Source organism: Bacillus sp. RZ2MS9, from assembly GCF_001816185.2.
Lineage (GTDB): Bacteria > Bacillota > Bacilli > Bacillales > Bacillaceae_G > Bacillus_A > Bacillus_A cereus.
In genome coordinates this window covers 3474104-3500270 of the sequence record NZ_CP049978.1, presented here as the reverse complement: position 1 = coordinate 3500270, position 26167 = coordinate 3474104, and the positions used below count along the sequence as shown (strand labels likewise).

The following is a 26167-nucleotide window of genomic DNA, read 5'->3' as shown; positions in this document are numbered from 1 at the left end:
ATGAGGGGCGTACAATACGCCCCTTTTTCTATGCACTTTTCTTCCGTCCTCGAATATATAAAATAAAAAAGGGAGAATCCCATGAAGCGAAACACATACATCGATTTCCTAGCTTATTACGGAATAGGAAGTGCTCATCCTGGTGGTTTTACGTTAACAAAACAATTGTTAGCACAACTGCCTTTTAAATATGGAGCGAATGTCCTGGAGATAGGTTGCGGTACAGGGAAAACAGCGGCATATATGACAAGGGAATTTGGTTATAAAGTAACAGCGGTTGAAAAGAATGAAATTATGATTCAAAAGGCAAAAGATAGATGGTTGTTTGAAGGGTTAGATATACAATTAATTGAAGGAAATGTAGAGAATTTACCGTGTTTGAATAACTCATTTGAGTTCGTACTTGGAGAATCAATCATCGCTTTTACAGACAAAGAAAGGGTTATCTCGGAGTGTTATCGTGTATTACAGCAGGACGGTAAGCTTGTTGTCATTGAAATGATTATTGATAGGCACATTGATAAGGGTGAGGAAGAAAAAATCGCCCAATTATATGGTATGAAAGAACTATTAACTGAGAATGAGTGGGTACAATTATTTCAGAAAGCAAATTTTAAAAGAATTACAATTGCTGGTGGTGGCACGATTGCAGAAACGATCTCTGGCTATGTAGAAGAGCCAGAATGGAATGTATCCTCACATATTCCGAATGAGTTATATGAGGCGTGGGTACAGCATGAAAATGTACGGCTTATGTACCAACACATTTTAGGGCATCGTATTTTTATATGTGAAAAATAAAGAAAAAGAGTTGGCTAAAGGTAGCCAACTCTTTACTATGTTAAATGAAAAATAATGCAGCTAATGTAATTCCGAAGATGAAACCAAATCCGAGTTCAACACCCCAGCCACAACCGCCGCCTCCCCAGCCGCCGCAACCACAACTACTACAACCACGACCACCACATCCGCAGCTGCTGAATCCACCACCGCATCCGAATCCACAACTATCACACCTGCTAAGGCCTCCACAAAGGTCACAACCACCGTTTGCATAAGCGTCGTAGTATCCGAACCCTGAATCAAAAGATGAGCGCTGTTGCACCGGTTCGATCCATACAGAGTTTTGTGTCACATCGATTATTTTACCTAAATGTATACGGCCATCACGGTCTTCAATCCGAACAACTTTTCCGAAATAACGTTGGCATGTATCATAACATTTTTGTCTATGCATATTCTTTCCTCCTTCCGCATTACAGTAATACGATATGTAAGGGGGACAAGTGCGGCTTGTACGAATGCCCTATCTATCATAATTGTTATAGGAAAGGGGAAATATAAGAAGAGGATATATAAGGAGGAAAAGGCATGAAATCTACAGATCAGTTTCAGACATACGAAGTACCATGGGAAGATTTTATTGAAGCGTTACGAGAGGAAATGAAGAAGCAAGTAGGGACAGATATTATTGATACAGTAGTTTGCAATTTAGAAGATGGTTTTGAAGTGTATACATATGTGCAGGGGGATTTAGATTTTGAATATAAGGAAGCGCTTGAGAGAAAATACGGAAGTGATGCGAAGACACCTAATGTGTTAACGATAATGTTATTAGCTAGTATTTATAATACAAGTGAAGAGAATATACGCTTGCATGCGGATAATAAAGAGAATCCGATTGTTGAAGTGTATGTAAAGCAATGAAACACGCTGTGGAAGGCGTGTTTTTTATTTGTATGATAAAATGTTAGAAAATTGAGAAAGAAGGTGAAGGATTGGGAATTAAACATCTTAATTTAACAGTTACAGATGTAACAGCAGCTAGAGAGTTTTTAGAGAAGTATTTTGGTCTAATTTGTAGTGGAACAAGGGGAAATGGCTTTGCAGTTATGCGTGATAATGATGGATTTATACTAACTTTAATGAAAGGAAAAGAAGTTCAGTATCCAAGAACATTTCACGTAGGATTTCCACAAGAAAGTGAAGAACAAGTAGATAAGATAAATCGAAGATTGAAGGAAGATGGATTTTTGGTCGAGCCTCCTAAGCATGTCCATGCGTATACGTTTTACGTTGAAGCACCTGGTGGATTTACAATAGAAGTGATGTGTTAAGTCAAAAATCAAACTTTTTGTTATGTGTTTTTAAAATAAAAAGTAGGAAAAGTCTGTTTTAAGTGTGGAGCTTAAACAGGCTTTTTTACTTATAGTATCGGATAGAAAACGCTAGAAGGAATAATATTCAGTTCTTATAACTGTTTACATAATAAAATTATGCTGGGTTCGTTGTCCTAAAATACAAGTCATATATCTTGTTTCCTCTCATAAATTTAAACATAGGAATTTGTCTACAAAGGTGGCGAAGCCTCATCATGAAAATCCGAATTTGTGCCACGTTCATGTTGTTTCTATTTATATGTTTACCTTTATCAGCTTTTGCAAAAGGAGAGGAGGCAAAGGAAAGGGTCGTTTCACTTGTATATGACGATTCGGGCAGCATGAGAAATAACGATCGCTGGAAATATGCCAATTATGCTTTGCAAAGTTTAGTTGCGCTATTGGATGAAAAAGATAAATTTTCTTACGTTCCAATGAGTAAGCCGAATGAGCCATTAAACATTTCGTTAACGAAGGATAAAAGGCAAACAGAAATTGAGGGAATTGGAGCATGGAAAACGTATTTAAATACTCCATTTAGCGCGGTAGAAACGGCGATGCAATCTATAAAAAAGGAAGCAGATATAGATGGAAAACGTGAATTTTGGCTTATTGTATTAACTGACGGGGCATTTAATGATTTAGAGAAAGATAAGGTTGGCGGAAAAGAACAAATTTTGCAGAAATTAGCCCAGTTTAAGAAAGAAATGGATGCAAAAAAGATATCGTTACATCCAGTCTTAATTACGATGGAAGAAGATTTAGGACAACAAGAAAAAGAACAACTAAATACGTTCAAGGAAATATGGAAGAAAGAGATAAATGGTGTTACGATGCCGTCAAGCGGAGAAGATGGCATTGTAAAAAGTGTAAATCAAGTGGCAGCATTAGTTGCAAATCGTGATCCATTCTCCTCTGTTGAATCGATTGTAAAAACGAAAGTAGTGGGGAAAAGAGTAGAGATTACAACACCGTTTCCGTTAAAGCGTATGACGCTTGTACGACAATCGCCTTCTCTGCCCGATTATCAGGTCACACAAATTTCTAAACCATTACAATTACAATCTTCTTTTTCCATACATGCACCAGGAGAAGCAAAATTGTTCGGAAATATAGTTCATATAAGTACGGAAAATGAGGAAGTTATTAAACCAGGAACTTATACGATAGAAGTGGACCAGGACATTGAGAAAGAAGGACTACAAGTACTAGTTGAACCAGCGCTTAATTATACGGTTTCTACTTATGCCAAAGATGATAGTAGTCAAAAAAATGTAGAGAAAATGTATGAAGGTGTTACTGCTGTTATTGAAGCAAAGCCTACGGAGTTGCCAGTTCAGTCTTCTTACTTTCAGGCAGAATTAGAAATAGAAGGAAAACAGTACCCGATGAAGTGGGACGATAAAAAACATGTATTTTACTACGAAATGAAGATTGCTAAAGGGCTAGTGCGTGGGAAAGTTCATATGAACATAAAGGGATTTTACAGACAGACGAAAGAATTTAAAATTGAAACAGCTGAGAAACCGAAATTATCACTTCAAACTGTTACAAAAGATTATGAAGAAAAAGTGACAAATTTAGAGAATAGTAAACCATTTGTTTTACAACCACAGTTAGATGGTAAGCCGATGACAGAAGAAGCTGTAAAAAAACTATTAAAATCTACTGGTGTCACATCTAAACAATCAATCAATTATGAAATAAAGCAACATGGAAATCAAATCTATGTTTATCCTCGTCCCTATTACTCCGACACATTTAATTTTACAGATACCGGCACCGTAGAAGCTACCATCGTAATGCAGGATTCAAAGTTACAAGAAGTAAAGAAGAACATAACATTCCATATTCAAGATGCTCCGTTTTATGAAAAATATGCGCTTATTTTTAAGTTTGTCATTCCTATCACTTTATTACTGCTAGTAGTAGGAATCATTGTTTTAGGATGGATTGTTCGGCCAAGATTTCACCGGAAAGCACTACTGTATTATGAATGGGATCAAGAGGTAGCGAAAGATTGGCTATATCAATCTGAACCAGAATTACTTCGAAATAAATGGTGGAACCATTATTTTGGTATCCCATTTAGAGCAGAAAGAAAAACTGTGCAATCCGTTACATTTATAGCGAAGAAAGGTTCGAAATCTGTCTTTGTAGCGAAAGAATCACAAGTAGTTGGAATGATTATTGATGGAATGTTTATAACAGAGGATGAAGTAGGAATGGAACATAAGACACTATATCCAAATGAACTTTTACTAATTGATAGGGGATATGGTAAGGAGATTTACAAGTACGAATGTGAATAGTAGGTAGGGATAAGAAGGGGATGGAGTATTGATTCTCTTTCCCTTTTTTCAAACAAGCAAGAATAGGAAGGTGGTTCACATGACATTACAAGTTCCAACAATATTAATTGGTTTAGGTGGAATCGGTAGTACTGTGACGCATCAAATATATGAAAAACTGCCTGAAGAGCGCCGAAAAAAGGTAGCAATGCACGTATTTGATACAGATGTGAATACATTAAGTAAATTTGATCATATTCGAAAGTTTAAGACACAAACAAGTTCTAGTAAAACGCCCAGGGAGTATATTGCAGGAGATCCAACGATCCCAGAGTGGTTTCCGATGGATCCGACTATACTTGATAAGCCATTAACAGAAGGAGCAGGACAGTTACGCGTTATTTCACGTTTAGCGTTACGTGCTGCGATGAAAGAAGATAAATTGACGTCTTTTTGGCAAGAAATCGAGAAAATTTTTCCGGTTACAAGTGATCAAACGGAATATGGTGTGCGTGTCATTATAGTAACATCACTAGCAGGCGGAACAGGTTCAGGGATGTTTCTGCAAATTGCTTTATATTTACGTGAAATGCTTCGGAAGAAATTGCAGCATCATAACATTTTAATACGCGGTGCGTTTTTAATGCCGGATGTTTTAGTAAAGACGAGAACAGTTAGTGGGAAAGAATTTGAAACGGTGCAAGCAAATGGCTATGCATCGTTAAAAGAATTACATGCTATTACGCTCGGTTCTACTGGAGAATTATCAAAACGCGGCGGTGTAACAATTGAATTAGAGTATCGCCCTGATCAAGTAGATGAAGACGGAAGAACGAATCATACAATTAAACAACATCATTTACCGTACAATTATTGTTTCTTATACGATTATGAAAACCTACATGGACACCATTTACACAATTTATCAGATTATATGGAACAGATGGCAAATACAATTTATTTACAGTTATTTAGCCCGATGTCCACAAGTCATTTTGCACAAGAAGACAATCAAATTCAGCAATTAGCAGAATCAAGCGGAAAAGGACGATATTGCGGGGCAGGAACGGCAAAACTCATTTATCCGTATGAGCATGTGTTAAAATATTGTGCTTTAAAATGGGCTGTGCAAGGTTTAGATGAATCGTGGCTTCATTTAGATCAACTGTTTCAAGAGAAGAAGCAAAGATATGACCAAGATGTAAAACGTGGGATGCAGCGTGAAAAGCCGGAGAGAGGTAAAAGTTATTTAGAGGACTTGGAACATCTTGCTACCCGTCCAGAGCAAGCTCATATTTTCTATAGACAAATGTACAATGAAACACGTGAAGGAGCAGAGGGTGGTAAGCTCGGAGTTGCGAAATCAAAACTGTTTTTAGAAGCTGTAGAAAGTTATGTACAACGAACGGTGCAAAAAGATGAGGAATTAAATCGTCTGCAACATGAGTGTAAAATTTCAGCTGCGAAACTGAAAATGATGGAACAAATGAAAGGTGAAGTGGCAAGAGTGGATCATGCGGTTCGTTTATATGCGTATGCGATTCCGAGCCGTGTACATGAACATGTAACGACACTTTTATATGACATGATTGAATCAGACCGCTTTTCACCAAGTGGTTCTGAAGGGCAGTCCTATCAATTAAATACATGGTTTTTAAAGAAAACAGATCCAGTTCACCCAGTAGCAGCACGTTTTATGTTATATGAAATTCGAAAGCAGTTAGTGGAAAAAATGAATCGACTACATGAAAATAATGAACAAAAGCGAAATGTAATTCAAAACTACGATAAAAAATTTAATGTGGGTAATATCGATGGAACGGTAACGGCTGTACGCCGAGTAGAAATTGCTCAACAACAAGGCTGGTTTGGAAAAATGATTAATAATCAGCAACGTTTATTCAAAAGAGAATTTGAAGACATCATAACGCAATATGTACACAAATTAAATGAATATCGAAAAGAAATGCTATTAGAACTTGTATATCAATCGCTATATCAAGCAGTTAATAAAATGATTCAATATTGGGAAAGATTTTTTGATAATTTACATGAAACACGTGAAAATTTACTGTTTGAAATCCAAAAGCGCAGTAAGGAATTTGAAGGGAAAACAAACCCGACGAATGTATATGTATTAGCTGAGGAACAGCTGCAAGAAAAGATATGGCAAGATATGCAGCAACATTTAAATTTAGGTGTACTACCGAAAGATATATCAGCGGAAATTTATATGAGTTTGTACGGGGAATATTGTCGTGATGCGAAAACAGAAGAGATTCAGTCGAAAAAGGTAGAGGATTTCTACCGAGAACATATACTGAGCTATTGTTATGACGAACTGCAAGTACGCTATCGTGATAAATTAGAACTGAATATCATTGAAGCGTTGCGAAAAGAAGCAGATTATAAGAAACGTGATCGCGATGAATACGTTCGTGAAAAAATTGAAGATCTGTTCCATTTAGCGAGTCCATTCGTTCCGAAAGTTGCTCATCATAGGGAATTACAATATTGGGGTATACATCCTTCTTTAAAGAAAGAGCTGCAAGAGGAATTAATTCAAGAAATGTTTAAAGAAAAAGATACAGTACATGAAGCCTTTTCGCCATTTGAAGTAATCTGTTATCGAGCGCATTACGGCTTATCGCTGCAAGATTTTCCTAAATTATCATCAGGACATATTTCAAACGGATTTATGAATGATAAAGGTGACTATTTCCAATCGTATTATCGCCGTGTAAATAAATTAAATAGTAAAAAATCTAGTTTAACGCCGCATTTAGATAAGTATTGGCACTTACCAGCCTTTATGCCAGATTTAAACGCGACTCAAACAAAATTAGATTATGATAAATGTAATCGTGCATTACTATACGCATATATGTATCGCTGGATTAGTTTAGTTGCTGTTGATGGACAATTTGTGTATCAATATAACGGTGTAGGACGTAGCTTTTTAATTCAGTCGATGGGGAAAAATATTTCAAGCGAAAGTTATAAATTACACAGAGCATTGCTTCATAATCCGTTTATTTATGAAAACATCTTGTCACGATTTGAAGAAGAGCAAGAAAAGGCGATGATACAAGGTGGACATTTATATACACATCCGTTCGTATTAGGAGCCCAAGATGTAAGATGGCTTAGAAAAGAACATGTCCACAATCTTTTAGATATGATTTTAATGTATGACCGTGAAGCGAAGTATGATCCGACATTAGAAGAAACATCAGATGAATTATTAAGACTATTCCTCGATGAAATCGAGTTGTATTTCCAGAACTATTACGGTACAGGTGCCGATATGGTGGCAAAGAAAGAGAAAGAAATGTTTATTAAACAATTGTGGGATCGCTCGCATGCAAAAGGATATGTAGATCCAAATAGCGCTCCGTATAAAAAATGGCAAAATTTATTAAGTGTTCAAGATGAAGAAGAAACTCCAAAAACGAATGTATAATGAATGAAAAGGGAATCCTTAAAAGTGGCAATACAACTTTAGAAAAGAGGGATTCTGATGCCGTTTTTAGGAAGTGTATATCAAATATTTGGGTTATATCCGGAACTTTATTATGGGATGATTTCAGCAGAGTTGCAAGAGGAAGCTCAGAAGGAGCATCTTGAAAATAGTAGTGCAGAAGCTGAAGTGGAAGAATAAAAAAAGTGCAGATGAAAATCTGCACTTTTTTGTTAGTATTAAAATGGTGACATAACCTCAAATAAATTATTATCTAAAAATAATAATTTATTTGAGGTTATTATGATTTTTATTGCATTGTATGTAATGAAAATTGTATGAAAATCAATGTAATAAAATGCATATGAATATTAAGGTGGAAAACAACAATGTTTTTGAGAAAATAATTATGTATAAAAATAACATTTGATACATAATCAGCCGATTATTTTTGAGTGATTTATTATTGACAATATAATTAATTGTATGATAAATTCAATCAGCATTCTTAATGGTTTTTTGGTATGGTTAATATTTTGAAAATTCAATACGGTATAAAGAGATTGATTTTTCTGTTTTTATTGAGACGGGTTACTAAGTCTATAGGGGAAGTGAACTATGTATATTTTTATTTTTAAAATAGAACAGTAATAAAGAATGTAACAAGTAAGAGATAAACTTGAAAAAGAGGTTTCAAAGAATGAGTCTTTTCATAAAGAAAGCAATGGATGAAGAAAAGAAAAAAGTATTGAATCAAACTTTAGGAGCGATTGATTTAACTCTTTTAGGTATTGGAGCAATTATTGGTACAGGTATTTTCGTATTAACTGGTATTGTAGCAGCGAAACATGCTGGTCCGGCGATTGTATTATCTTTTGTATTAGCGGCAATTATATGTGCATGTGTAGCTTTCTGTTATGCTGAATTTGCATCTACAGTTCCAGTTTCGGGAAGTGTATATTCATATACATATATGACACTAGGTGAGATTTTTGCATTTATAGTTGGCTGGTGTGTTATGCTGGAGTATTTATTAGCGACTTCTGCGGTTGCAGCAGGCTGGTCAGCATATTTTCAGTCATTGCTACTAGGTTTTAATATTCACATTCCTACGGTTTTTGCTTCGGCACCAGGAATGGGGAAGGGTGGAATCATTGATTTACCAGCAGTTCTTATTATTTTAGTTGTTACATTTTTATTAAGCCGTGGTGCAAAAGAAAGTGCACGAATTAATAATATAATGGTTATTATTAAACTGGCTGTTATTGTAGGATTTATTGTTGTAGGGACACAATATGTAAGACCAGAGAATTGGCAACCATTTCTACCGTTTGGTTTTCACGGTGTGGTAGGGGGCGCTGCTACTGTATTTTTTGCTTTTTTAGGATTTGATGCAGTTGCAACAGCCGCAGAGGAAGTGAAGCGTCCACAACGTAACGTGCCAATTGGGCTACTTGTTTCCTTGTTCATTTGTACCGTTCTATATGTAGGTGTTTCATTCGTGCTAACTGGAATGGTTCCGTTTACGGAATTAAATGTTGCTGATCCGGTTGCATATGCGTTGCGCACTGTAGGAGAAGATAGAATTGCTGGGTTGTTATCGGTGGGAGCGATAGCAGGGCTAACAACAGTTCTGTTAGTAGCTATGTTTGCATTTGTTCGTGTATCTTACTCGATGAGTCGAGATGGACTGTTACCAAAAAGACTTTCAAGTGTCCATAAACGTTTACAAACTCCATTTTTTAATACGTGGGTTACAGGTATACTAGCAGCTTTATTAGCGGGATTAGTGGATTTGAATTTATTAGCTAATTTAGTGAATATGGGAACGATAACAGCATTTGTGTTTGTATCTATAGCTGTCATTGTATTAAGAAAGACACATCCTAATATGAAGAGGCCATTCCGTGCCCCTCTAGTACCTTTTTTACCTATCGTTTCAATAGTAAGTTGTATATATTTGGCATTGAACCTTTCTAAGCTTACTTTAATTAGTTTTGTGGCATGGATTATAATAGGGGTTTTCATATATTTTGTATATGCTAAAAAACATAGTAATGTTAGAAATAGAAATAAAGTATAGTCCATTGAAATAATACTTGTAATGGAAATGAAAACACGCTACTTATTCATATAAGAACAAGTAGCGTGTTTTTTCTATTTAATAATCCCATTTTCTAAAATTTTAATAGTTGGTGCCACTTTCACATTAGCTTTTGAAAAGGCACTCGGCCAATCATCTTCGACTTGTTTCCATTCTTTATATTGAAACGCTCTCGCATAATCACCAAATCCGAATGGATCAAGTTGCTGTTTTTGAATGTTGTGGATTAAATCGTTCAAATCTTTGTTTAGTTGTTTTGTAATAAGAGAAGTTAATTTCTTTCTATCTTTGTCTATATCCATATTGAATGTAAGTTCAGAGACAGCAATTTTCAAATCCATTTTAACATGAAATTTGAAGTGGTTATCGCTATAATCTGTATGGATATCACGATCCATGCTAAGAACATTTATTGTTACGAAATCGCCGCCATCGGTATCTTTTAAATCACTATTACTTTCAACTGAAGTAGAAGGGATTTTCAATGTAAGCGAAACCGGTGTATTTGCTTTCTTTTGTAACAAAAGAAGAAGGGCGCTTTCATAACGATTTAATGACATTTTATAAATTCCGCGAGAAGTTAATAGCGCGGAACCAGTAACGATAACATCCTTTTTACCTTTTTTTATTTCTGAAATAGCAGGTGTTATACCTTTATTAAACGTTTGCCTGTGAAATTCATGGAATGTCGTAAAAACGGTCCGATTGTACAGTTTGTTCGTATTAATTAAATCTGTTAAATACTCGGGAAGGGCAGGCTTATCTTTAAAGTTATTATATATAACTGAAGAAATTGGACCGTCTACTGCAACCATGCGCATGTTTCCAGTGTTTTTAGGATCACGATACCAAACATCAAGGTAAGGCATAGCCCCTTCTTGTTTTAAAAAATTTGTGCTAAATAAAATGAGCTGTAACTTTTCTGTAGATACTAAACCGCCACTTGAACTATTAAACGTTGCTTTTGCTTCTCGAGGTGTACGTACTTTCGCTTCATGTGTTTCGTACTTTTTTTCTACGTCTTCATTAAAAATAGGATTTACGTGGTACACAATTAATTTTCCTTTTGCTTTTGCATCAAAGCCGTAAATTAATGAAATCGATTGTTTTTCTAAGTCGAGTCGATCTCCACAGCCTGTTAAAAAGGTTATGAGAAAGTAAAGTATAGTGAAATGAATAAAGCGCCTCATTTAAACTCTTCTCCTTTTCCAATGCTGATAAAGTGTCATGTATAAGAGAAATACGACCGGGAATAGAAAAACGATAAAATAACTTGCAGTTCCCCAAAATTCTCGCAACGCACTTATTTGGTAAGAGGAAGGGATATAAAAGAATAAGATGAAGATACACCCGAATAATAAACCATAAATAGGTAATGAACTCCTTTTTTTGTTAAGTAATTGATTGATTCCATCTGAAGCAGTAAAAATATAAGGAATGCAAGAATCAAAAATAATAAAGAGATAAAATGACAAAAAGATAATTTCAAATCGCTCAAGAAATGAGAAGTGAAATGGTGTAACGAGAGAAAGGGTAGGCCATAAAAACTTAGTTATACCATCTGGGCTAAAATAAAGGAAAGAAACGAACGTCACTTGCAGGTAAACGAATAAAGTAATCATATTTGCAATAACAATCCCTTTTTTTGCAGATGATTTATTACTGAGGTAAGGATAAAGGACGAATGCAAACTCAAATCCGAGAAAGGCAATAATAGTTGATTTTACTGTGTTGAAAACTGGTATCCATCCCTCTTTAAGGAGAGGAAGAAGATAGATCCAATGCCCATCTTTAAGTGGGATAAATAATAGTAATGGCATCCAGAGTGTAAATAAGACAGTAAAAACAGCATAGCGGCTAATAATAAGAACACCTTTACATGCGAGCATTACCATTGGAATAGATAATAGCATCATGATTAAAAACATTGGAGATCTAGGCAAAATCCAAATGTGAATAACGTATAAGAGGGAAAAAATTAAAGAAACCGCTGCAAGAACAGCATATAAAATCCAAAAAATCATTCCTACTCTTCCTAACCATTTTCCAAGATAACGAGTTAGCACATCAAGTAAATGGTAACCAGGATGCTTCTCCATGATTTTTACAATACATAGACTGACTAAAGTAGTGATAGCGCATCCTATAATAATAGACATCCAGCCATCTGTATTCGCCCCTTGGGCCACTTCACGTGGCAGTGTAAGTACACCGAATCCTACTTGAACACCACTAATCGTTAAAATGTATTGAAATAAACTAATCTCCCTCTTTACACGCTTTGTCACTTATCTTCCTCCTTTTCTTCTATATCCGGTTGTCGATTTTCTTGTTTTAAGTTAAGGGATAGTGGTCGTTTCTTCATTAGTTTCCATGGCAAGCGCACAAGAACGTCTTTTAAATCCGTAGCAAATGATGGAGAAAAAGGACTACCGTAAGGAACACCAAGTGATTCCATAGAAAGAATATGGATGATGATAACTGACATTCCAACCATAATTCCAATGACTCCGAATAAAGAAGCGATTATCATCATTGGAAAGCGAAGAATCCGAACTCCTGCTGACATTTCCAGATTGGGAATGATAAAAGAAGCGACTGCGGTAATAGATACGACGATAACCATAACATTACTTACGATTCCTGCTTGAACTGCAGCTTGTCCAATAACAATCCCTCCTACGACGCCAATTGTTTGTCCGACGGGACCGGGAAGTCGAACTGCAGCTTCGCGTAGCATTTCAAGTACTAATTCCATCAAAAGTGCTTCTAATATAGGCGGAAAAGGAATTTTGGCTCGAGATTCTCCAATTGTTAACAATAATTTAAGTGGAATTACTTCATAATGAAAGGAAATCATAGCAATATAAAGAGCAGGAGCAAATATTGCAATAAATAGTCCAGTGAAACGAAGGAGTCGTATAAAAGATGGAATCATAGGTCTGAAGCTGTAATCATCTATCGTCTGAAAAAAGGATGAAAAGGTCATAGGTCCTATTAATACGCCTGGTGAGCGATCTACAATAACGGCAATTCGCCCATCTAGAATATAATGTGCTGTTGTGTCAGGACGTTCAGTTATTGATAATTGCGGAAAGAGAGTAAAGGAATTATCTTCAACAAATCCTTCTAATTCACCAGTAGTAAGAATCGCATCAACTTTTACTGACTCGATACGGGATGCCATTTCTTTTACGACATTTTCGTTCGCAACATCTGCTAGATAAAGCAAAAAAACCTTTGAAGTAGCTCGTTCACCAACAGTGAATTCCTTCACTTTCAATTCGCGATTTGGAATATATCGACGAATAAGTGCAAGGCTGTCGCTCGCTACCTCATTAAATCCTTCGTGTGAGCTTTTTATGGAGCTCTCTGTTGTAGGTTCTTCAATGCTCCTTTTTGGTGCCGCTTGCGTATCAAGCTCTAAAGCGGATAGTTGCCCGTTTATAAATAAAATACTTTTGCCGTGTAAAAGAGATTGTTCAATGTCTGTCCACTGTTGAACTTTTTTAATATTTCCGATAGAAACAGAGGCTTCCCAAAAATCGTCTTCATTCCACTCTTTAAATAAGAGAGGACGAAGAATGTTTACGTTAATAACAGTTTTGTCTACAAGTCCTTCCATATATATAAGTGCAGCTTCCTGTCCGTTTTTTAATGGAAAAGTGCGTGTTATTAATTCTGGAATACCGCTAAACAGTTTGGACAAGTGCTTTAAATTAAGGGAAAGGGAAGAAGAGATAGATTTATTTAATGTGTGATTAGCTTGCTCTTGGGTAGAAAAAGATTTTTCACCACGAATCCATTTATTAAAAGACCCCATTTGTTCGCTTACTCCTTGTTATGTTTTATATGGATTATTATGGATAGTTACAAGCTGACATATGCGTAGTTTAAATTTTATATTGTATATTTTTAACTTTAACGCTATAATTATAGTGTTAAAGATGGAATCGTGATATGACCTGTTATGACTCTATCGTTTTATTTATGAATAAATGGATTGGTATTTTAGCAAGATGTGCTAATAAACTACTCCACCATGATAATAACGTGCCGAAATGTGGTGCGTATATTTTCGTGGTGGAGTTTTTTTATTCTCAAAAAGGGGGAAAGACCATGAATAACAACATGGTTCATATTACAATTGACGGAAAAAAGTATACAGCGGAGCCCGGTTCAACGATATTGGGTGTTATTAATGAGAACGGGATTGAACATCCGCAAATTTGTTACGTGCCAGAAGTAGATCCTATTCAAACATGTGACACTTGTATTGTAGAAGTTGACGGAAAGTTAATGCGTTCTTGTTCGACGATAGCAACGGAAGGTATGAACATTGAACGTGCTTCTGTTCGCGCAAAAGAAGCACAAACAGAGGCGATGGATCGGTTACTAGAAAATCATTTATTATACTGTACAGTATGTGACAACAACAATGGGAACTGTAAACTGCATAATACAGCAGAATTAATGGAAATCGAACATCAAAAATATCCGTATGAACCGAAAGTAGATGTAAGTGAAGTTGATATGACGCATCCGTTTTATCGCTATGATCCTAATCAATGTATTGCATGCGGTCAATGTGTTGAGGTGTGTCAAAACTTACAAGTAAATGAAACGTTATCGATAGACTGGGAAGCGGAACGCCCACGAGTTATTTGGGATAAAGGAGTAAATATTAATGATTCTTCATGCGTTAGCTGTGGTCAATGTGTAACGATTTGTCCTTGTAACGCTTTAATGGAGAAAACGATGCTCGGTGAAGCTGGATTTATGACGGGATTAAAACCAGATATTCTTGAACCGATGGTAGATTTAATTAAAGAAGTTGAGCCTGGGTATAGCGGTATTTTTGCGGTATCAGAAGTGGAAGCGGCCATGCGTGATACTCGTACGAAGAAAACGAAAACAGTATGTACATTTTGTGGTGTAGGTTGTTCGTTTGAAGTGTGGACGAAGGGGCGTAAAATCCTTAAAGTACAGCCATCTTCAGATGCACCAGTTAACGCAATTTCCACTTGTGTAAAAGGGAAATTTGGTTGGGATTTCGTAAATTCTAAAGAACGAATAACAAAACCTTTAATTCGTAAAAATGGAACGTTTGTTGAATCTACATGGGAAGAAGCACTGAATGTAGTTGCAAATAAATTAGGCGCTATTAAAGAAGAGTACGGTAAAGGTTCTATCGGATTTATTTCTTCCTCTAAAATTACAAATGAAGACAATTATGTAATTCAAAAATTAGCTCGACAAGTATTTGGAACGAATAATATTGATAACTGCTCACGTTATTGCCAATCACCAGCAACGGATGGTTTGTTCCGTACAATTGGTATGGGCGGTGATGCCGGAACGATTAAAGATATTGCGCAATCTGGTCTTGTTATTATTGTGGGATGTAATCCGACAGAAGGTCATCCTGTTCTAGCTACACGTATTAAACGTGCACATAAATTACACGGACAAAAGTTAATTGTAGCTGATCTTCGTAAAACCGAAATGGCAGAGCGATCAGATGTCTTTATTAGTCCAAAACAAGGAACAGATCAAGTATGGTTAATGGCTGTTACGAAATATATGATCGATCAAGGTTGGCATGATCAGGAATTTATTAATGAGAATGTAAACTTCTTTGAAGATTTCAAAGAGAGCCTAGAAGAATATACACTTGAATATGCAGAAGAAGTAACAGGTATTTCAAAAGAAACACTTATTCAAATGGCTGAAATGATTCGTGATGCAGATGGTACATGTATCCTTTGGGGTATGGGGGTAACGCAAAATACAGGTGGTTCTGATACTTCCGCTGCAATTTCAAACTTACTTCTTGCAACAGGGAACTATCGTCGTCCAGGAGCAGGTGCATACCCACTTCGAGGTCACAATAACGTACAAGGTGCTTGTGATATGGGTACTTTACCAGGATGGCTTCCAGGATATCAGCACGTTACTAACGAAATGGAACGTGCGAAATTTGAAACTGCTTACGGAGTGAAAATTGATAGTGAACCAGGTCTTAATAATATTGAAATGCTTCACGCAATTGACGAAGGAAAAATGAAAGCAATGTATCTTGTCGGAGAAGATATGGCTCTTGTAGATTCTAATGCAAATCATGTACATGAAGTGTTGTCGAGCCTTGATTTCTTCGTTGTGCAAGATGTTTTCCTTTCTAAAACTGCTCAATATGCAGATGTTGTATTACCAGCAGCGCCATCTCTTGAGAAAGAAGGTACTTTTACAAATACAGAGCGCCGTGTCCAAAGATTATATCAAGTGCTTCCTACGCTAGGAGATGCGAAACCAGACTGGTGGATCGTCCAGGAGGTTGCGAATAAACTAGGGGCAAACTGGAATTATAGCCACCCAAGTGAAATCTTTGCTGAAATGGCAAGTTTATCACCATTATTCTCGCAAGCGAACTATGAAGTGCTTGAAGGATGGAACAGTTTCCATTGGGGAAGTTTTGATGGAACAAATACACCGCTTCTGTTCCAAGATGGATTTAACTTCCCAGATAAAAAAGCTCGTTTTGCGATTGCTGACTGGGTACGTCCAGCTGAATTTCCAGCTGAGTTCGACCTTCACATTAACAACGGTCGTATGCTTGAGCATTTCCATGAAGGGAATATGACAAATAAATCAACAGGTATTCAAACGAAAGTACCTGGTGTTTTCGTTGAAATCTCTCCAGACCTTGCAAAAGAACGTGGCGTAAAAACAGGTTCGTTAGTTCGTCTTGTCTCTCCTTTTGGAGCATTAAAATTACGTGCACTCGTTACAAATCGTGTAAAAGCGAATGAGTTATATTTACCGATGAACTCTACAGATAACGAAACGGCAATTAATTTCTTAACAGGTCCTGCTGTGGATGTACGTACGAATACACCTGCGTATAAACAAACGAAAGTGCGTATGGAAGTGTTAGAAGTTGATGGCGAAAATCCGATGCCAAAAGCGAACCCACGCAATAAAAAACGTCACCCTCAAGCTGGAATTGAGGTACATCGTAAGTGGGCACGTCCAGGGTATGTGCATTTAACGGATAAGTAGGAGGAGAAAACTATGGCTGCACCTATAAAAATGATTCAAAAACAAGAATTAACTGAGGAAGAAATAAAACAGCAAAAGTTAGATGATTTAAAAGAGCTTCTAACTAATAATGAGGAAGCTCTAAATCAGATGTTTAATATAGTAGGAGAATTAAATGACATTGGAATGCTAGAAGCTGCAAATTCAATGCTAAAAGCGAAAGAACCAATTGCGAAAATTGTTCTAGGTCAAGTAACTCGTGAGCCTGTTACAAATTTAATTAATAATATGATGGGTGCTGCAGGGGCGTTAACTGAACTTGACCCAGAACTTACGAAAAAGCTTATAGGTAGTTTATTAGTCGGACTAGAAGAAGGTAATGAACATCTAGAAAGTAATAAAAAAGTAGGGGTATTCGATCTTATGAAAGTATTGAAAGACCCAGATATTAACCGTGCTATCGGGTTTGGGCTTCATTTCTTAAAAGGTATGGGGAAAGGGTTAAAAGACGAATAAACTTCATGAAGTGAACCTTTCTGCCCAAATATTTGTACGAAATAGTTTGGGCGGAAGGCTCATTTTGGTAAAATATATAATAAAGTAAAATGAGGCTTTTGGGAGGTATAATTGTATGTCAAAAAAAGTACATGAATTTAATGATATGATACGAAAACTTCGAAAGGAACTTTTCGGAAAAGGACCAGAACGAATTCATACTGTTTTTGCGGAAAATATGGCTATAGCGACTCTTTATGGAAACTTAACACCTACTGAAAAATTTATTTCAAGTACGATGGACGGTGCGGAAATGGTTCATATGGCTAGAACGAAAATGATTCAAGAAGTGTATGCTGTGAATTCACGTGAACATTTGGAGGAACTTGTTGGAGCGAAATTAGTGAATTTGTTTTCAGATATGAAAGTAGAAGAAGATATTGCAGTTTCTGTATTTGTTTTTGATAAAAATATAACGTGAGAGAAGGATACTGATCGTGAAACCGATACAGGTAGAAAGAGAAATCTTTCGTTATGAACAAGGAGCATTTAAACATATAGAGGACAGCATTGTAACAGAGTTTCCTGTCACCATTAAAATGAACGGACAGGAGTTTGTTACAATGGTTAGTACTCCAGAATATATAGAAGATATGGTAATAGGCTTCTTAGCGTCTGAAGGAATCATTCGGAAGTATGAAGATATTGATAGTGTATGGGTGCAGGAGAAAGAAGGATTTGTGCATGTAACAACGACAAAAGTAAATCCGTATTATGAACAAATGCAAAATAAACGCTATATTACGTCTTGTTGTGGTATGAGTAGGCAAGGGTTTGTTTTTGCAAATGATGCACTAAGTGCAAAAAAAATGAAGGGTGTCCATGTACAGGTTGCTGCAGAGGATTGTTTTCGGTTAATGAAAGAAATGCAGCAATCTGCGGATACGTTTCATCATACTGGTGGGGTTCATAATGCAGCTTTATGTGATGTGAATGGTATTATTTTAAGTCGAATGGATATTGGTAGGCATAATGCATTAGACAAAATTTACGGTTATTGTTTAAGAAACGATATTTCTATAAAAGATAAAATCATTGTTTTTAGTGGTCGTATTTCTTCGGAAATATTATTGAAAGTTGCAAAAATCGGTTGTGAAATTATACTATCAAAATCAGCTCCAACTGAGTTAGCTTTGCAACTAGCGGAAGATTTAGGTATTACGACAATAGGATTTATTCGTAATCACTCCTTAAATGTATATACCCATCCAGAACGTGTTTTAAATATAAAATAAAAGTGAGGCAATGAAGATGAAATCAGTTACATTAGACAAGTTGCAACGTCCGTTAAAGGATTTACGTATTTCAGTTACTGATCGCTGTAATTTTCGCTGTCGATATTGTATGCCAGAAGAAATATTTGGTCCTGATTACTCGTTTTTGTCTAATGATAAAATTTTATCTTTTGATGAAATTGAAAGGATAACACGTATTTTCGTTTCTTTAGGTGTGAGAAAATTACGGATTACGGGCGGAGAACCGTTACTTCGAAGAGGGCTTCCAAAGCTTATTGAGCGCCTTAATAAAATTGATGGTGTAGAAGATATCGGTTTAACAACCAATGGATCGTTACTTAAAAAGTTTGCTCCTGATTTATATAAGGCGGGACTATCACGTGTAACAGTTAGCTTAGATTCCTTAGAAGAAGAGCGGTTTTTCTATTTAAATGGTAATAGGAGCAAAGTGCAAAGGGTTCTGGAAGGAATACAGGCTGCAGCTGAAGTTGGAATGAAAATTAAAATAAACATGGTCGTTCAAAAGGGGAAAAACGAACAGGACATTTTGCAGATGGCGCAATATTTTAAGGAAAATAAGCATATTCTTCGTTTTATTGAGTATATGGATGTTGGAAATTATAATGGTTGGGATTTAAAAGAGGTCGTCTCTAAACAAGAAATAGTAGATACGATTCATCAAGTTATGCCGTTAGAACGGATAGAAGCAAATTATTCTGGTGAAGTGGCTACTAGGTATCGTTATATAGGAAGCGATGAGGAAATAGGTATTATTTCATCAGTAACAGATTCTTTTTGCTCATCATGTACGAGAGCTCGTATTTCTGCAGAAGGAAAATTATATACTTGCTTATTTGCTTCTATAGGAAATGATTTAAGGGAATTGCTTCGTTCTGAACATACAGATGAGGACATTACAGATGTAGTACGCGATATATGGAATAATAGGGAAGATCGTTATTCAGATGAACGCTTAAATCATACAAATAAGAAAACAATACCTAAAATTGAAATGTCACATATCGGTGGTTAATATATAAAGCTAGCTTCATAGTGAAAAATGGAAAATTTACAAGAGTTGTGGGTTTTCTATTTTATAGTAAAAGTGATGATTGATATCTCTGTAAAAGATGTGCAGAGAAATTAAGCAGCATTCAAAAACCTTTATTTTGAGGAGGTTTTTTGAAGCTGCTTTTTTATTTGGAGAAAATGGAGGAATGGGTAATGGCATTTCATAAGCCGGAACAAATTGCTGAGCTTGTCATTGAGGCCGGTGTTCAAAAAGTAAGACAGACATTGCCAGCGATGCTTATTCTCGGTTTTTTAGGAGGAGCGTTTATTGCGATAGGTTTTTTACTTAACATTCGAGTTTTAGGGAATTTACCTGAGCGCTGGGGAAGTCTAGTGAATGTTTTAGGAGGAGCAGTATTTCCTGTTGGACTCATGCTCGTAGTATTAGCAGGAGGAGAATTAATTACGGGAAATATGATGTCACTGTCTATGGCGCTTTATGCAAAGAAAATTACATTGATAAGCGTACTGAATAACTGGGTTTGGATTACTCTCATGAATTTTATTGGGGCAATTTTCGTTGCGTATTGCTTTGGGCATCTTGGCGGATTAACAGAGGGAGAGTATTTAAATAAAACGGTAGCGATAGCGGAAGGGAAGTTACATGAATCATTTGGGAGAACTTTAATTTTAGCAATTGGTTGTAATTGGCTCGTTTGTCTTGCTCTTTGGCTCGCTTACGGGACGAGTGATTTTGTCGGAAAAATCATCGGAATTTGGATTCCAATTATGGCATTTGTAGTGATTGGATTTCAGCAAGTAGTAGCAAATATGTTTGTCATTTCCGCTGTTATTTTTGCTGGTCATCTAACGTGGATGGATCTGGCTAAAAATTTTGTTCCTGTTTTTATCGGAAATGTAATTGGAGGAGCTGGGTTTGTTGGTTTTGCTTACTTTGCTTGTTATCAGAAACAACATTCTAATATGAAATAGAGTTCTTGAGAGGAAGGGTATGTAATGGCTGATCGGTATTCACGACAACAGTTGTTCAAACCAATTGGGAGTAAAGGACAAGAAAAAATTCGAAATAAACATGTGTTAATTGTAGGGGCAGGCGCATTAGGAAGTGCAAGTGCCGAAAGTTTCGTACGTGCAGGTGTTGGCAAGTTGACGATTATTGATCGTGACTACGTTGAATGGAGTAATTTACAAAGGCAACAATTGTACTCTGAACAAAATGCGAGAGAGAAAATGCCGAAAGCAATTGCTGCAAAAAATCGGTTAGAACAAATTAATTCGGAAGTACAAATACATGCTTTCGTAATGGATGCAACTTCAGAAAATATGGAAGGTCTATTAAAAAATGTAGATGTAATCATTGATGCAACAGATAATTTTGATATTCGATTTGTAATAAATGATTTATCACAAAAACATAATATTCCGTGGGTATATGGTTCTTGCGTTGGATCGTATGGTATGAGTTATACAATTATTCCACAAGAGACACCGTGTTTACATTGTATGCTTAAAAATATTCCTGTTACAGGTGTGACATGTGATACCGCTGGAATTATTAGCCCTACTGTTCAAATCGTCGCAGCATATCAAGTGGCAGAAGCACTCAAAATTTTAGTGGAAGATTTCTCAGCAATTAGAAAAACATTTTTCATGTTTGATATATGGAGTAATCAAAATCATTTTATAAAATTAGGGAAAATAAAAACAGACGCTTGTCTCTCATGCGGTTCAAATCGAACTTATCCTTATTTATCATACGAAAACCAAACGAAAGCAGCTGTTTTATGCGGAAGAAATACAGTTCAAATTAGAACAGTAGACAATAGGAAATACAATTTTGATGATATAGAAAAAGTATTACAAAAATTGGGGAAAGTAGATCGGAATCCGTATTTACTATCTTGCCAATTCGATGATTACCGCGTGGTTGTTTTTCGAGATGGTCGTGTTTTTATTCATGGTACAAATGATATTTCGAAAGCGAAACAACTATATTATCGCGTATTCGGTTAATAGAGAGGGTGTCAACAATGGAAAGAAGAGTGCCAATTACGGTTGAAGAAGCTGTTCGTAAAGTGATGGGATTTGCTGATAAAGGCTTAAAGGAGCTATTACCAATTGAATTAGCTTATGGACGTATATTAGCAGAGGATTTAGTAGCTGACCATGATGTACCGTCATTTAATCGTTCGCCATATGACGGATTTGCTATTCGAGCAGAAGATACTAATTTAGCAAGTTATGAAACGCCAATTGTATTTGAAGTAATGGGTGAAATTGGCGCAGGATCGCTATTCCATGAGAAAGTAGGTCCGTTTCAAGCAGTTCGAATTATGACGGGAGCACAAATTCCGAATGGGTGTGATGCGGTTGTTATGTTAGAGCTGACTCGTCAATATGAGAAGAATGGCAACAATTATATGGAAGTGAAGCGATCATTCAAAACGGGCGACAATATTTCTTTTCAAGGTGAAGATGCTCGTAAAGGAACAGTTCTTGCAAAGAAGGGATCGTACATTAATCCAGGTATTTCAGCTCTTCTTGCTACATTCGGTTATAGTGAAGTACCAGTTGCGAGAAAGCCTGTAATTGGACTGTTAGCGACTGGGAGTGAATTACTGGATGTCAATGATTCATTACAGCCAGGGAAAATCCGAAACAGTAATACGTACATGATATTGTCTCAAATTCGAAGAGCGGGCGGAAGAGTAAAATATTTTGGGAAGTTTAGTGATGATTTTAATACGTGTTTTACAGCTGTGAAAGAAGCGCTTGGCCAAGTAGATATGTTAATTACAACGGGTGGTGTATCAGTAGGAGATTATGATTATTTACCAGCTATTTACGAAAAGTTAGGTGCATCTGTTCTTTTTAATAAAGTTGCAATGCGACCAGGAAGTGTTACGACTGTAGCACAATTAAATGGCAAGTTATTATTTGGTTTATCAGGAAATCCATCAGCTTGTTACGTAGGGTTTGAATTATTCGTAAGACCGTGTATTCGGACGTATATGTTTAGTGAAAAAGTACATTTAAAAAGAGAAAAAGCGTTATTAGGAGAAGATTTTCTAAAACCGAATCCATTTACAAGATTTGTACGAGCAAAATTGCAATATGATGAGGGGAAATTAATCGCTTATCCATCAGGGTTTGATAAATCTAGCTCAGTTTCTTCATTGGCAGAATCCAACGCGTTTATCGTATTGCCGGGCGGGACAAGAGGATATAAAAAAGATATGTTTGTCGATGTTCTTTTATTAGAAGATAACGAAGGTAGTGAATGGCCTTGGACATTTCATAAAGTGAGAGGTGGTTTTAATGGAACAAGTGCTATTTGAGATTGTAGATAATCCGATTTTAGTTGAAGAAGTAACGAATAAAGTCGCAAGAAGAGAAGCAGGTGCGATTACAACATTTATTGGTACGGTGAGAGAATTAACAAAAGGAAAACGAACGCTACATTTAGAGTATGAAGCATATAAACCGATGGCAGTAAAACAACTTATGAGAATTGGAGAAGAAATTTGTGAAAGATGGCCGGATACAAAAGTAGCAATTACGCACCGTGTAGGGCGGCTAGAAATAATGGATATTGCGGTAGTCATTGCAGTTTCATCACCGCATCGTAAAGTAGCTTATGAAGCGAATGAGTACGCGATTGAACGTATAAAACGAATTGTTCCAATTTGGAAAAAAGAATTTTGGGAAGATGGAACGATGTGGATTGGAGATCAACTTGAAAATACACCATATCCAGAAGGAAAACCAAAGAAGGAAGAATGAGAAAATGATTATAATTTTATTGTTTGCAAATTTGCGTGAGGAAGTTGGATCGGATCGATTAGTGATTTCAGAAAAGCAAGAAATGACAGTGCAACAATTAAAAGAATGGCTTAAAGCCAGCTATTGTTTACAATCGTTGGATAAAGTGATGGTCGCTGTTAACGAAGAGTTTGTAATGAATGAAGAGATGATAAAAGCTGGAGATATAGTCGCATTAATCCCGCCTGTTAGCGGTGGATGATAAGCTTTTTCACCAGATGAAGCGCCAAGAAAATGTTGTATATAAATTAGAATAAGAGAAGGGATGAGTTCTATGCTTACTCAAGAACAAATAATGAATGCATTAAAACATGTAGAGGATCCAGAGTTACACAAAAGTGTTGTAGAATTAAATATGGTTAGAAATATACAAATGAACGGAACAGAGGTTAAACTTGAAGTAGTACTAACAATCCAAGGTTGTCCGTTAAAAGCAAAAATTCAACAAGATATTGAAGAATCACTTCATGCAATTGGTACCTCTAAAGTGGAGGTAACATTTGGTTCTATGACACAAGAAGAACGTACAGCTTTAACAGAGAAATTAAAGAAAAATACTAGAACAGAAACTGGTATGCCGAGCATGCTTCGCCCGGATTCAGGAGTACGTTTTATTACTGTAACGAGCGGAAAAGGCGGAGTTGGAAAATCAACGGTGACAATTAATCTTGCAACTGCACTAGCGCGTATGGGCAAAAAAGTGGGGATATTAGATGCAGATATATATGGTTTTAGTATTCCAGCTATGATGGAAACGAATAAGAAACCAACGATGATTGATCAAACGGCAATTCCAGTCATTAGTCACGGTGTTAAAATCATGTCGATGGGATTTTTTACAGAAGGAAATAACCCAGTTATGTGGCGCGGACCGATGCTAAATAAATGGATTCAAAATTTTCTTGCGAATACGCACTGGGGAGAATTAGATTATTTATTACTTGATTTACCACCAGGTACAGGAGATGTTGCGATCGATGTTGCAGCGATGATTCCGCAAGCGAAAGAAATAATTGTTACAACTCCGCACAATGTAGCTTCATTCGTTGCTTCAAGAGTCGGTGTAATGGCAAAACATACGAAGCATGAGATTTTAGGTATTGTGGAAAATATGGCTTATTATGAAGAACAAGATGGATCGAAAAATTATCTCTTCGGAAAAGGCGGCGGCGAAATGCTTGCAGAACAATTGCAAACAGAAGTAATTGCTCAAATACCTTTTGCGAAACGTGAAGAAAATAATGGTTCATCTGTATATGATGAAGATTCTCTTGTTGGAGAAGTGTTTACATCGTTAGCTGAGGATATTATTTATAGAGGATAGAGGGGGAAGTTTAGTATGGCATGTAACATTGATCATTCTATTGAAGATGTGATGAATAAGCTTGAAAGTCAAAAGAGTTTTTTATCAGAAGGGATTTTTAAAGGGTTAAAAAATTTTTTACAAGGTAATCACTCACAAGAAATATTAAATGATGTATTTCATCTTTTAAAAAAGTATGACTTAGTAAGTGAAGAAGAAAGAGAGACGAGAAATAATCAATTATTGTTGATTATAAAATAAGTATACTTTGGCTTTTGTTTTGTAACAGGAGGGGTAAATGGAATGGATATGAAAAAGATGATTGAAATGATAGAAGCAACAAAAGTGACTAAAGAAGAATTATCAATTTCTACTTTACATCAAGAGCTTGTGAAGTTATATAGTCAAAAAAATGTTGCTCATTATACCGAGTTATTAAAGTATATTTTATCATTATCCGTGCAGCTCAACCTACATCTTGTATTGAAATATTTTGGCGTGCGACCGGTTGTTGCGACAGATGAGCGTATGCAATTTCAAGAGATATTTAAATGCTTAGCTAAGAAAGATGAGAATGGGGAATGGTTTCTAAATTTTGTTTCTTTATATGTAGGGCTAATTGTAGTTCTTCGTTTTGATGAGAAAGTGATTGAGAGCAATTTTTTTGATGATATGGTAGTGGATGAATGTAATGAAATATAGGATTCTGCTCATAACATTTTTCTATATTAAATGCTTTAACTGCGATTTTAGTTGGTTATGTAAATATGAAGGTAACTAATTAAGAAAAAGGAATGAAACTAGTTGGATAAAAAGAGTTCTTCAGTTGTTTCCGTCGTTTTTTCGTGTTACCATTAAGCGAATTTTTCATAAGGAGAGAAAGCGATGAAATGGATTTATTTTCTTATTATTAACATTATAGCTTTTAGCCTTATGGGGCTTGATAAACGAAAAGCGAAGAAGAAACAGTGGAGAACGCCAGAAAGTACGTTGTTTTTATCAGCGGCAGCTGGAGGAGCAGTTGGAGCTTGGATTGGCATGTATATGTTTCATCATAAAACTCATAAAAAGAAATTTGTTTTCGGCATACCGTTACTTGTTGTAATAACGGTATGTTTATTATTCGTTGTATGAGAAATGTCGAAAGAAATGCAGATTGATTATTGGT

General features: G+C 36.1%; 25 protein-coding genes. 21 read left to right on the top strand and 4 right to left on the bottom strand.

Going from position 1 to position 26167, the window contains the following annotated elements:
- Positions 1–81: 81 nt before the first annotated feature.
- Positions 82–801 (top strand): class I SAM-dependent methyltransferase, encoded by a 720-nt coding sequence (locus BHV55_RS17785; protein WP_000828242.1) that lies wholly within the window; start codon positions 82–84, stop codon positions 799–801.
- Between the two features lie 40 nt (positions 802–841).
- Here BHV55_RS17785 and BHV55_RS17780 read toward each other — a convergent pair whose 3' ends face one another.
- On the bottom strand, positions 842–1237 hold the full coding sequence (locus BHV55_RS17780) for a hypothetical protein (protein ID WP_000554977.1): 396 nt from the start codon (positions 1235–1237) through the stop codon (positions 842–844).
- 134 nt (positions 1238–1371) lie between these two features.
- On the opposite strand from BHV55_RS17780, the gene BHV55_RS17775 reads away from it, so the two are divergent.
- The 6 genes from BHV55_RS17775 (at position 1372) to BHV55_RS17750 (ending at position 9993) form a co-directional block, all read left to right on the top strand.
- Positions 1372–1707, top strand: coding sequence for a hypothetical protein (locus tag BHV55_RS17775; RefSeq protein WP_000842888.1), 336 nt, complete (start codon positions 1372–1374; stop codon positions 1705–1707).
- A 71-nt stretch (positions 1708–1778) separates the two neighbouring features.
- Positions 1779–2117, top strand: coding sequence for a VOC family protein (locus BHV55_RS17770; protein ID WP_069604874.1), 339 nt, complete (start codon positions 1779–1781; stop codon positions 2115–2117).
- A gap of 257 nt (positions 2118–2374) precedes the next feature.
- A complete protein-coding gene (locus tag BHV55_RS17765) occupies positions 2375–4471 on the top strand; it encodes a vWA domain-containing protein (RefSeq protein WP_069604875.1) in 2097 nt (698 codons plus the stop codon).
- Between the two features lie 79 nt (positions 4472–4550).
- Complete coding sequence (locus BHV55_RS17760) at positions 4551–7913, top strand: tubulin-like doman-containing protein (protein WP_070756878.1); 3363 nt, start codon at positions 4551–4553, stop codon at positions 7911–7913.
- Positions 7914–7970: 57 nt separating this feature from the next.
- Entirely contained in the window at positions 7971–8111 is a 141-nt protein-coding gene (locus BHV55_RS17755) for a hypothetical protein (RefSeq protein WP_001116193.1), read from the top strand.
- A gap of 499 nt (positions 8112–8610) precedes the next feature.
- Positions 8611–9993 carry an APC family permease gene (locus tag BHV55_RS17750; RefSeq protein WP_000051665.1) on the top strand — a complete coding sequence of 461 codons (1383 nt, stop codon included), beginning with the start codon at positions 8611–8613 and terminating at the stop codon, positions 9991–9993.
- A gap of 74 nt (positions 9994–10067) precedes the next feature.
- Here the strand turns inward: BHV55_RS17750 and gerSC are convergent, their stop codons facing one another.
- The 3 genes from gerSC to BHV55_RS17735 are packed head-to-tail and all read right to left on the bottom strand — an operon-like array spanning position 10068 to position 13837.
- The gene (gene gerSC / locus BHV55_RS17745) at positions 10068–11204 is read right to left on the bottom strand and encodes a spore germination protein GerSC (RefSeq protein ID WP_001252211.1); all 1137 of its coding nucleotides are present in this window, start codon (positions 11202–11204) and stop codon (positions 10068–10070) included.
- On the bottom strand, positions 11205–12302 hold the full coding sequence (locus BHV55_RS17740; RefSeq protein WP_000167067.1) for an endospore germination permease: 1098 nt from the start codon (positions 12300–12302) through the stop codon (positions 11205–11207).
- Positions 12299–13837, bottom strand: a complete 1539-nt coding sequence (locus BHV55_RS17735; protein WP_070756877.1) for a spore germination protein — start codon at positions 13835–13837, stop codon at positions 12299–12301. Before BHV55_RS17735 ends, BHV55_RS17740 begins: the two co-directional genes overlap by 4 nt.
- Positions 13838–14133: 296 nt before the next feature.
- Between BHV55_RS17735 and fdhF the strand changes: the two genes are divergently transcribed.
- The 14 genes from fdhF to BHV55_RS17665 all read left to right on the top strand — a co-directional run bounded on the left by fdhF (position 14134) and on the right by BHV55_RS17665 (position 26133).
- Entirely contained in the window at positions 14134–17073 is a 2940-nt protein-coding gene (fdhF, locus tag BHV55_RS17730) for a formate dehydrogenase subunit alpha (RefSeq protein WP_070756876.1), read from the top strand.
- Positions 17074–17085: 12 nt separating this feature from the next.
- Complete coding sequence (locus BHV55_RS17725; RefSeq protein WP_000729897.1) at positions 17086–17568, top strand: helical membrane plugin domain-containing protein; 483 nt, start codon at positions 17086–17088, stop codon at positions 17566–17568.
- Between the two features lie 115 nt (positions 17569–17683).
- Positions 17684–18028 (top strand): Na-translocating system protein MpsC family protein, encoded by a 345-nt coding sequence (locus tag BHV55_RS17720; protein WP_000039583.1) that lies wholly within the window; start codon positions 17684–17686, stop codon positions 18026–18028.
- A gap of 16 nt (positions 18029–18044) precedes the next feature.
- Positions 18045–18842: a formate dehydrogenase accessory sulfurtransferase FdhD gene (gene fdhD, locus BHV55_RS17715; protein ID WP_000802689.1), complete on the top strand. Its 798-nt coding sequence runs from the start codon at positions 18045–18047 to the stop codon at positions 18840–18842.
- A gap of 16 nt (positions 18843–18858) precedes the next feature.
- Entirely contained in the window at positions 18859–19875 is a 1017-nt protein-coding gene (gene moaA / locus BHV55_RS17710; RefSeq protein WP_070756875.1) for a GTP 3',8-cyclase MoaA, read from the top strand.
- A gap of 191 nt (positions 19876–20066) precedes the next feature.
- Entirely contained in the window at positions 20067–20846 is a 780-nt protein-coding gene (locus BHV55_RS17705; protein WP_000863998.1) for a formate channel, read from the top strand.
- Between the two features lie 24 nt (positions 20847–20870).
- Positions 20871–21887 (top strand): molybdopterin-synthase adenylyltransferase MoeB, encoded by a 1017-nt coding sequence (locus tag BHV55_RS17700; RefSeq protein ID WP_000785270.1) that lies wholly within the window; start codon positions 20871–20873, stop codon positions 21885–21887.
- Between the two features lie 17 nt (positions 21888–21904).
- Entirely contained in the window at positions 21905–23212 is a 1308-nt protein-coding gene (locus BHV55_RS17695; protein ID WP_048568314.1) for a molybdopterin molybdotransferase MoeA, read from the top strand.
- Positions 23193–23657: a molybdopterin synthase catalytic subunit MoaE gene (moaE, locus tag BHV55_RS17690; protein WP_000438664.1), complete on the top strand. Its 465-nt coding sequence runs from the start codon at positions 23193–23195 to the stop codon at positions 23655–23657. Before BHV55_RS17695 ends, moaE begins: the two co-directional genes overlap by 20 nt.
- A gap of 4 nt (positions 23658–23661) precedes the next feature.
- Positions 23662–23898 (top strand): molybdopterin converting factor subunit 1, encoded by a 237-nt coding sequence (gene moaD, locus BHV55_RS17685; protein ID WP_000583943.1) that lies wholly within the window; start codon positions 23662–23664, stop codon positions 23896–23898.
- A 72-nt stretch (positions 23899–23970) separates the two neighbouring features.
- Positions 23971–25020: a P-loop NTPase gene (locus BHV55_RS17680; RefSeq protein ID WP_070756874.1), complete on the top strand. Its 1050-nt coding sequence runs from the start codon at positions 23971–23973 to the stop codon at positions 25018–25020.
- A 15-nt stretch (positions 25021–25035) separates the two neighbouring features.
- Positions 25036–25260, top strand: coding sequence for a hypothetical protein (locus BHV55_RS17675; protein ID WP_000752386.1), 225 nt, complete (start codon positions 25036–25038; stop codon positions 25258–25260).
- A gap of 42 nt (positions 25261–25302) precedes the next feature.
- On the top strand, positions 25303–25701 hold the full coding sequence (locus tag BHV55_RS17670) for a hypothetical protein (protein ID WP_000367289.1): 399 nt from the start codon (positions 25303–25305) through the stop codon (positions 25699–25701).
- Between the two features lie 183 nt (positions 25702–25884).
- Positions 25885–26133 carry a DUF1294 domain-containing protein gene (locus BHV55_RS17665; RefSeq protein ID WP_000871346.1) on the top strand — a complete coding sequence of 83 codons (249 nt, stop codon included), beginning with the start codon at positions 25885–25887 and terminating at the stop codon, positions 26131–26133.
- The last annotated feature ends 34 nt before the right edge of the window (positions 26134–26167 follow it).

Coding starts and splice junctions, on each gene's coding strand:
- BHV55_RS17785 (WP_000828242.1), top strand. CDS start 82: ATGAAGCGAAACACATACATCGATTTCCTAGCTTATTACGGAATAGGA.
- BHV55_RS17780 (WP_000554977.1), bottom strand. CDS start 1,237: ATGCATAGACAAAAATGTTATGATACATGCCAACGTTATTTCGGAAAA.
- BHV55_RS17775 (WP_000842888.1), top strand. CDS start 1,372: ATGAAATCTACAGATCAGTTTCAGACATACGAAGTACCATGGGAAGAT.
- BHV55_RS17765 (WP_069604875.1), top strand. CDS start 2,375: ATGAAAATCCGAATTTGTGCCACGTTCATGTTGTTTCTATTTATATGT.
- BHV55_RS17760 (WP_070756878.1), top strand. CDS start 4,551: ATGACATTACAAGTTCCAACAATATTAATTGGTTTAGGTGGAATCGGT.
- BHV55_RS17755 (WP_001116193.1), top strand. CDS start 7,971: ATGCCGTTTTTAGGAAGTGTATATCAAATATTTGGGTTATATCCGGAA.
- BHV55_RS17750 (WP_000051665.1), top strand. CDS start 8,611: ATGAGTCTTTTCATAAAGAAAGCAATGGATGAAGAAAAGAAAAAAGTA.
- gerSC (WP_001252211.1), bottom strand. CDS start 11,204: ATGAGGCGCTTTATTCATTTCACTATACTTTACTTTCTCATAACCTTT.
- BHV55_RS17735 (WP_070756877.1), bottom strand. CDS start 13,837: ATGGGGTCTTTTAATAAATGGATTCGTGGTGAAAAATCTTTTTCTACC.
- fdhF (WP_070756876.1), top strand. CDS start 14,134: ATGAATAACAACATGGTTCATATTACAATTGACGGAAAAAAGTATACA.
- BHV55_RS17725 (WP_000729897.1), top strand. CDS start 17,086: ATGGCTGCACCTATAAAAATGATTCAAAAACAAGAATTAACTGAGGAA.
- BHV55_RS17720 (WP_000039583.1), top strand. CDS start 17,684: ATGTCAAAAAAAGTACATGAATTTAATGATATGATACGAAAACTTCGA.
- moaA (WP_070756875.1), top strand. CDS start 18,859: ATGAAATCAGTTACATTAGACAAGTTGCAACGTCCGTTAAAGGATTTA.
- BHV55_RS17705 (WP_000863998.1), top strand. CDS start 20,067: ATGGCATTTCATAAGCCGGAACAAATTGCTGAGCTTGTCATTGAGGCC.
- BHV55_RS17700 (WP_000785270.1), top strand. CDS start 20,871: ATGGCTGATCGGTATTCACGACAACAGTTGTTCAAACCAATTGGGAGT.
- BHV55_RS17695 (WP_048568314.1), top strand. CDS start 21,905: ATGGAAAGAAGAGTGCCAATTACGGTTGAAGAAGCTGTTCGTAAAGTG.
- moaE (WP_000438664.1), top strand. CDS start 23,193: ATGGAACAAGTGCTATTTGAGATTGTAGATAATCCGATTTTAGTTGAA.
- moaD (WP_000583943.1), top strand. CDS start 23,662: ATGATTATAATTTTATTGTTTGCAAATTTGCGTGAGGAAGTTGGATCG.
- BHV55_RS17680 (WP_070756874.1), top strand. CDS start 23,971: ATGCTTACTCAAGAACAAATAATGAATGCATTAAAACATGTAGAGGAT.
- BHV55_RS17675 (WP_000752386.1), top strand. CDS start 25,036: ATGGCATGTAACATTGATCATTCTATTGAAGATGTGATGAATAAGCTT.
- BHV55_RS17670 (WP_000367289.1), top strand. CDS start 25,303: ATGGATATGAAAAAGATGATTGAAATGATAGAAGCAACAAAAGTGACT.
- BHV55_RS17665 (WP_000871346.1), top strand. CDS start 25,885: ATGAAATGGATTTATTTTCTTATTATTAACATTATAGCTTTTAGCCTT.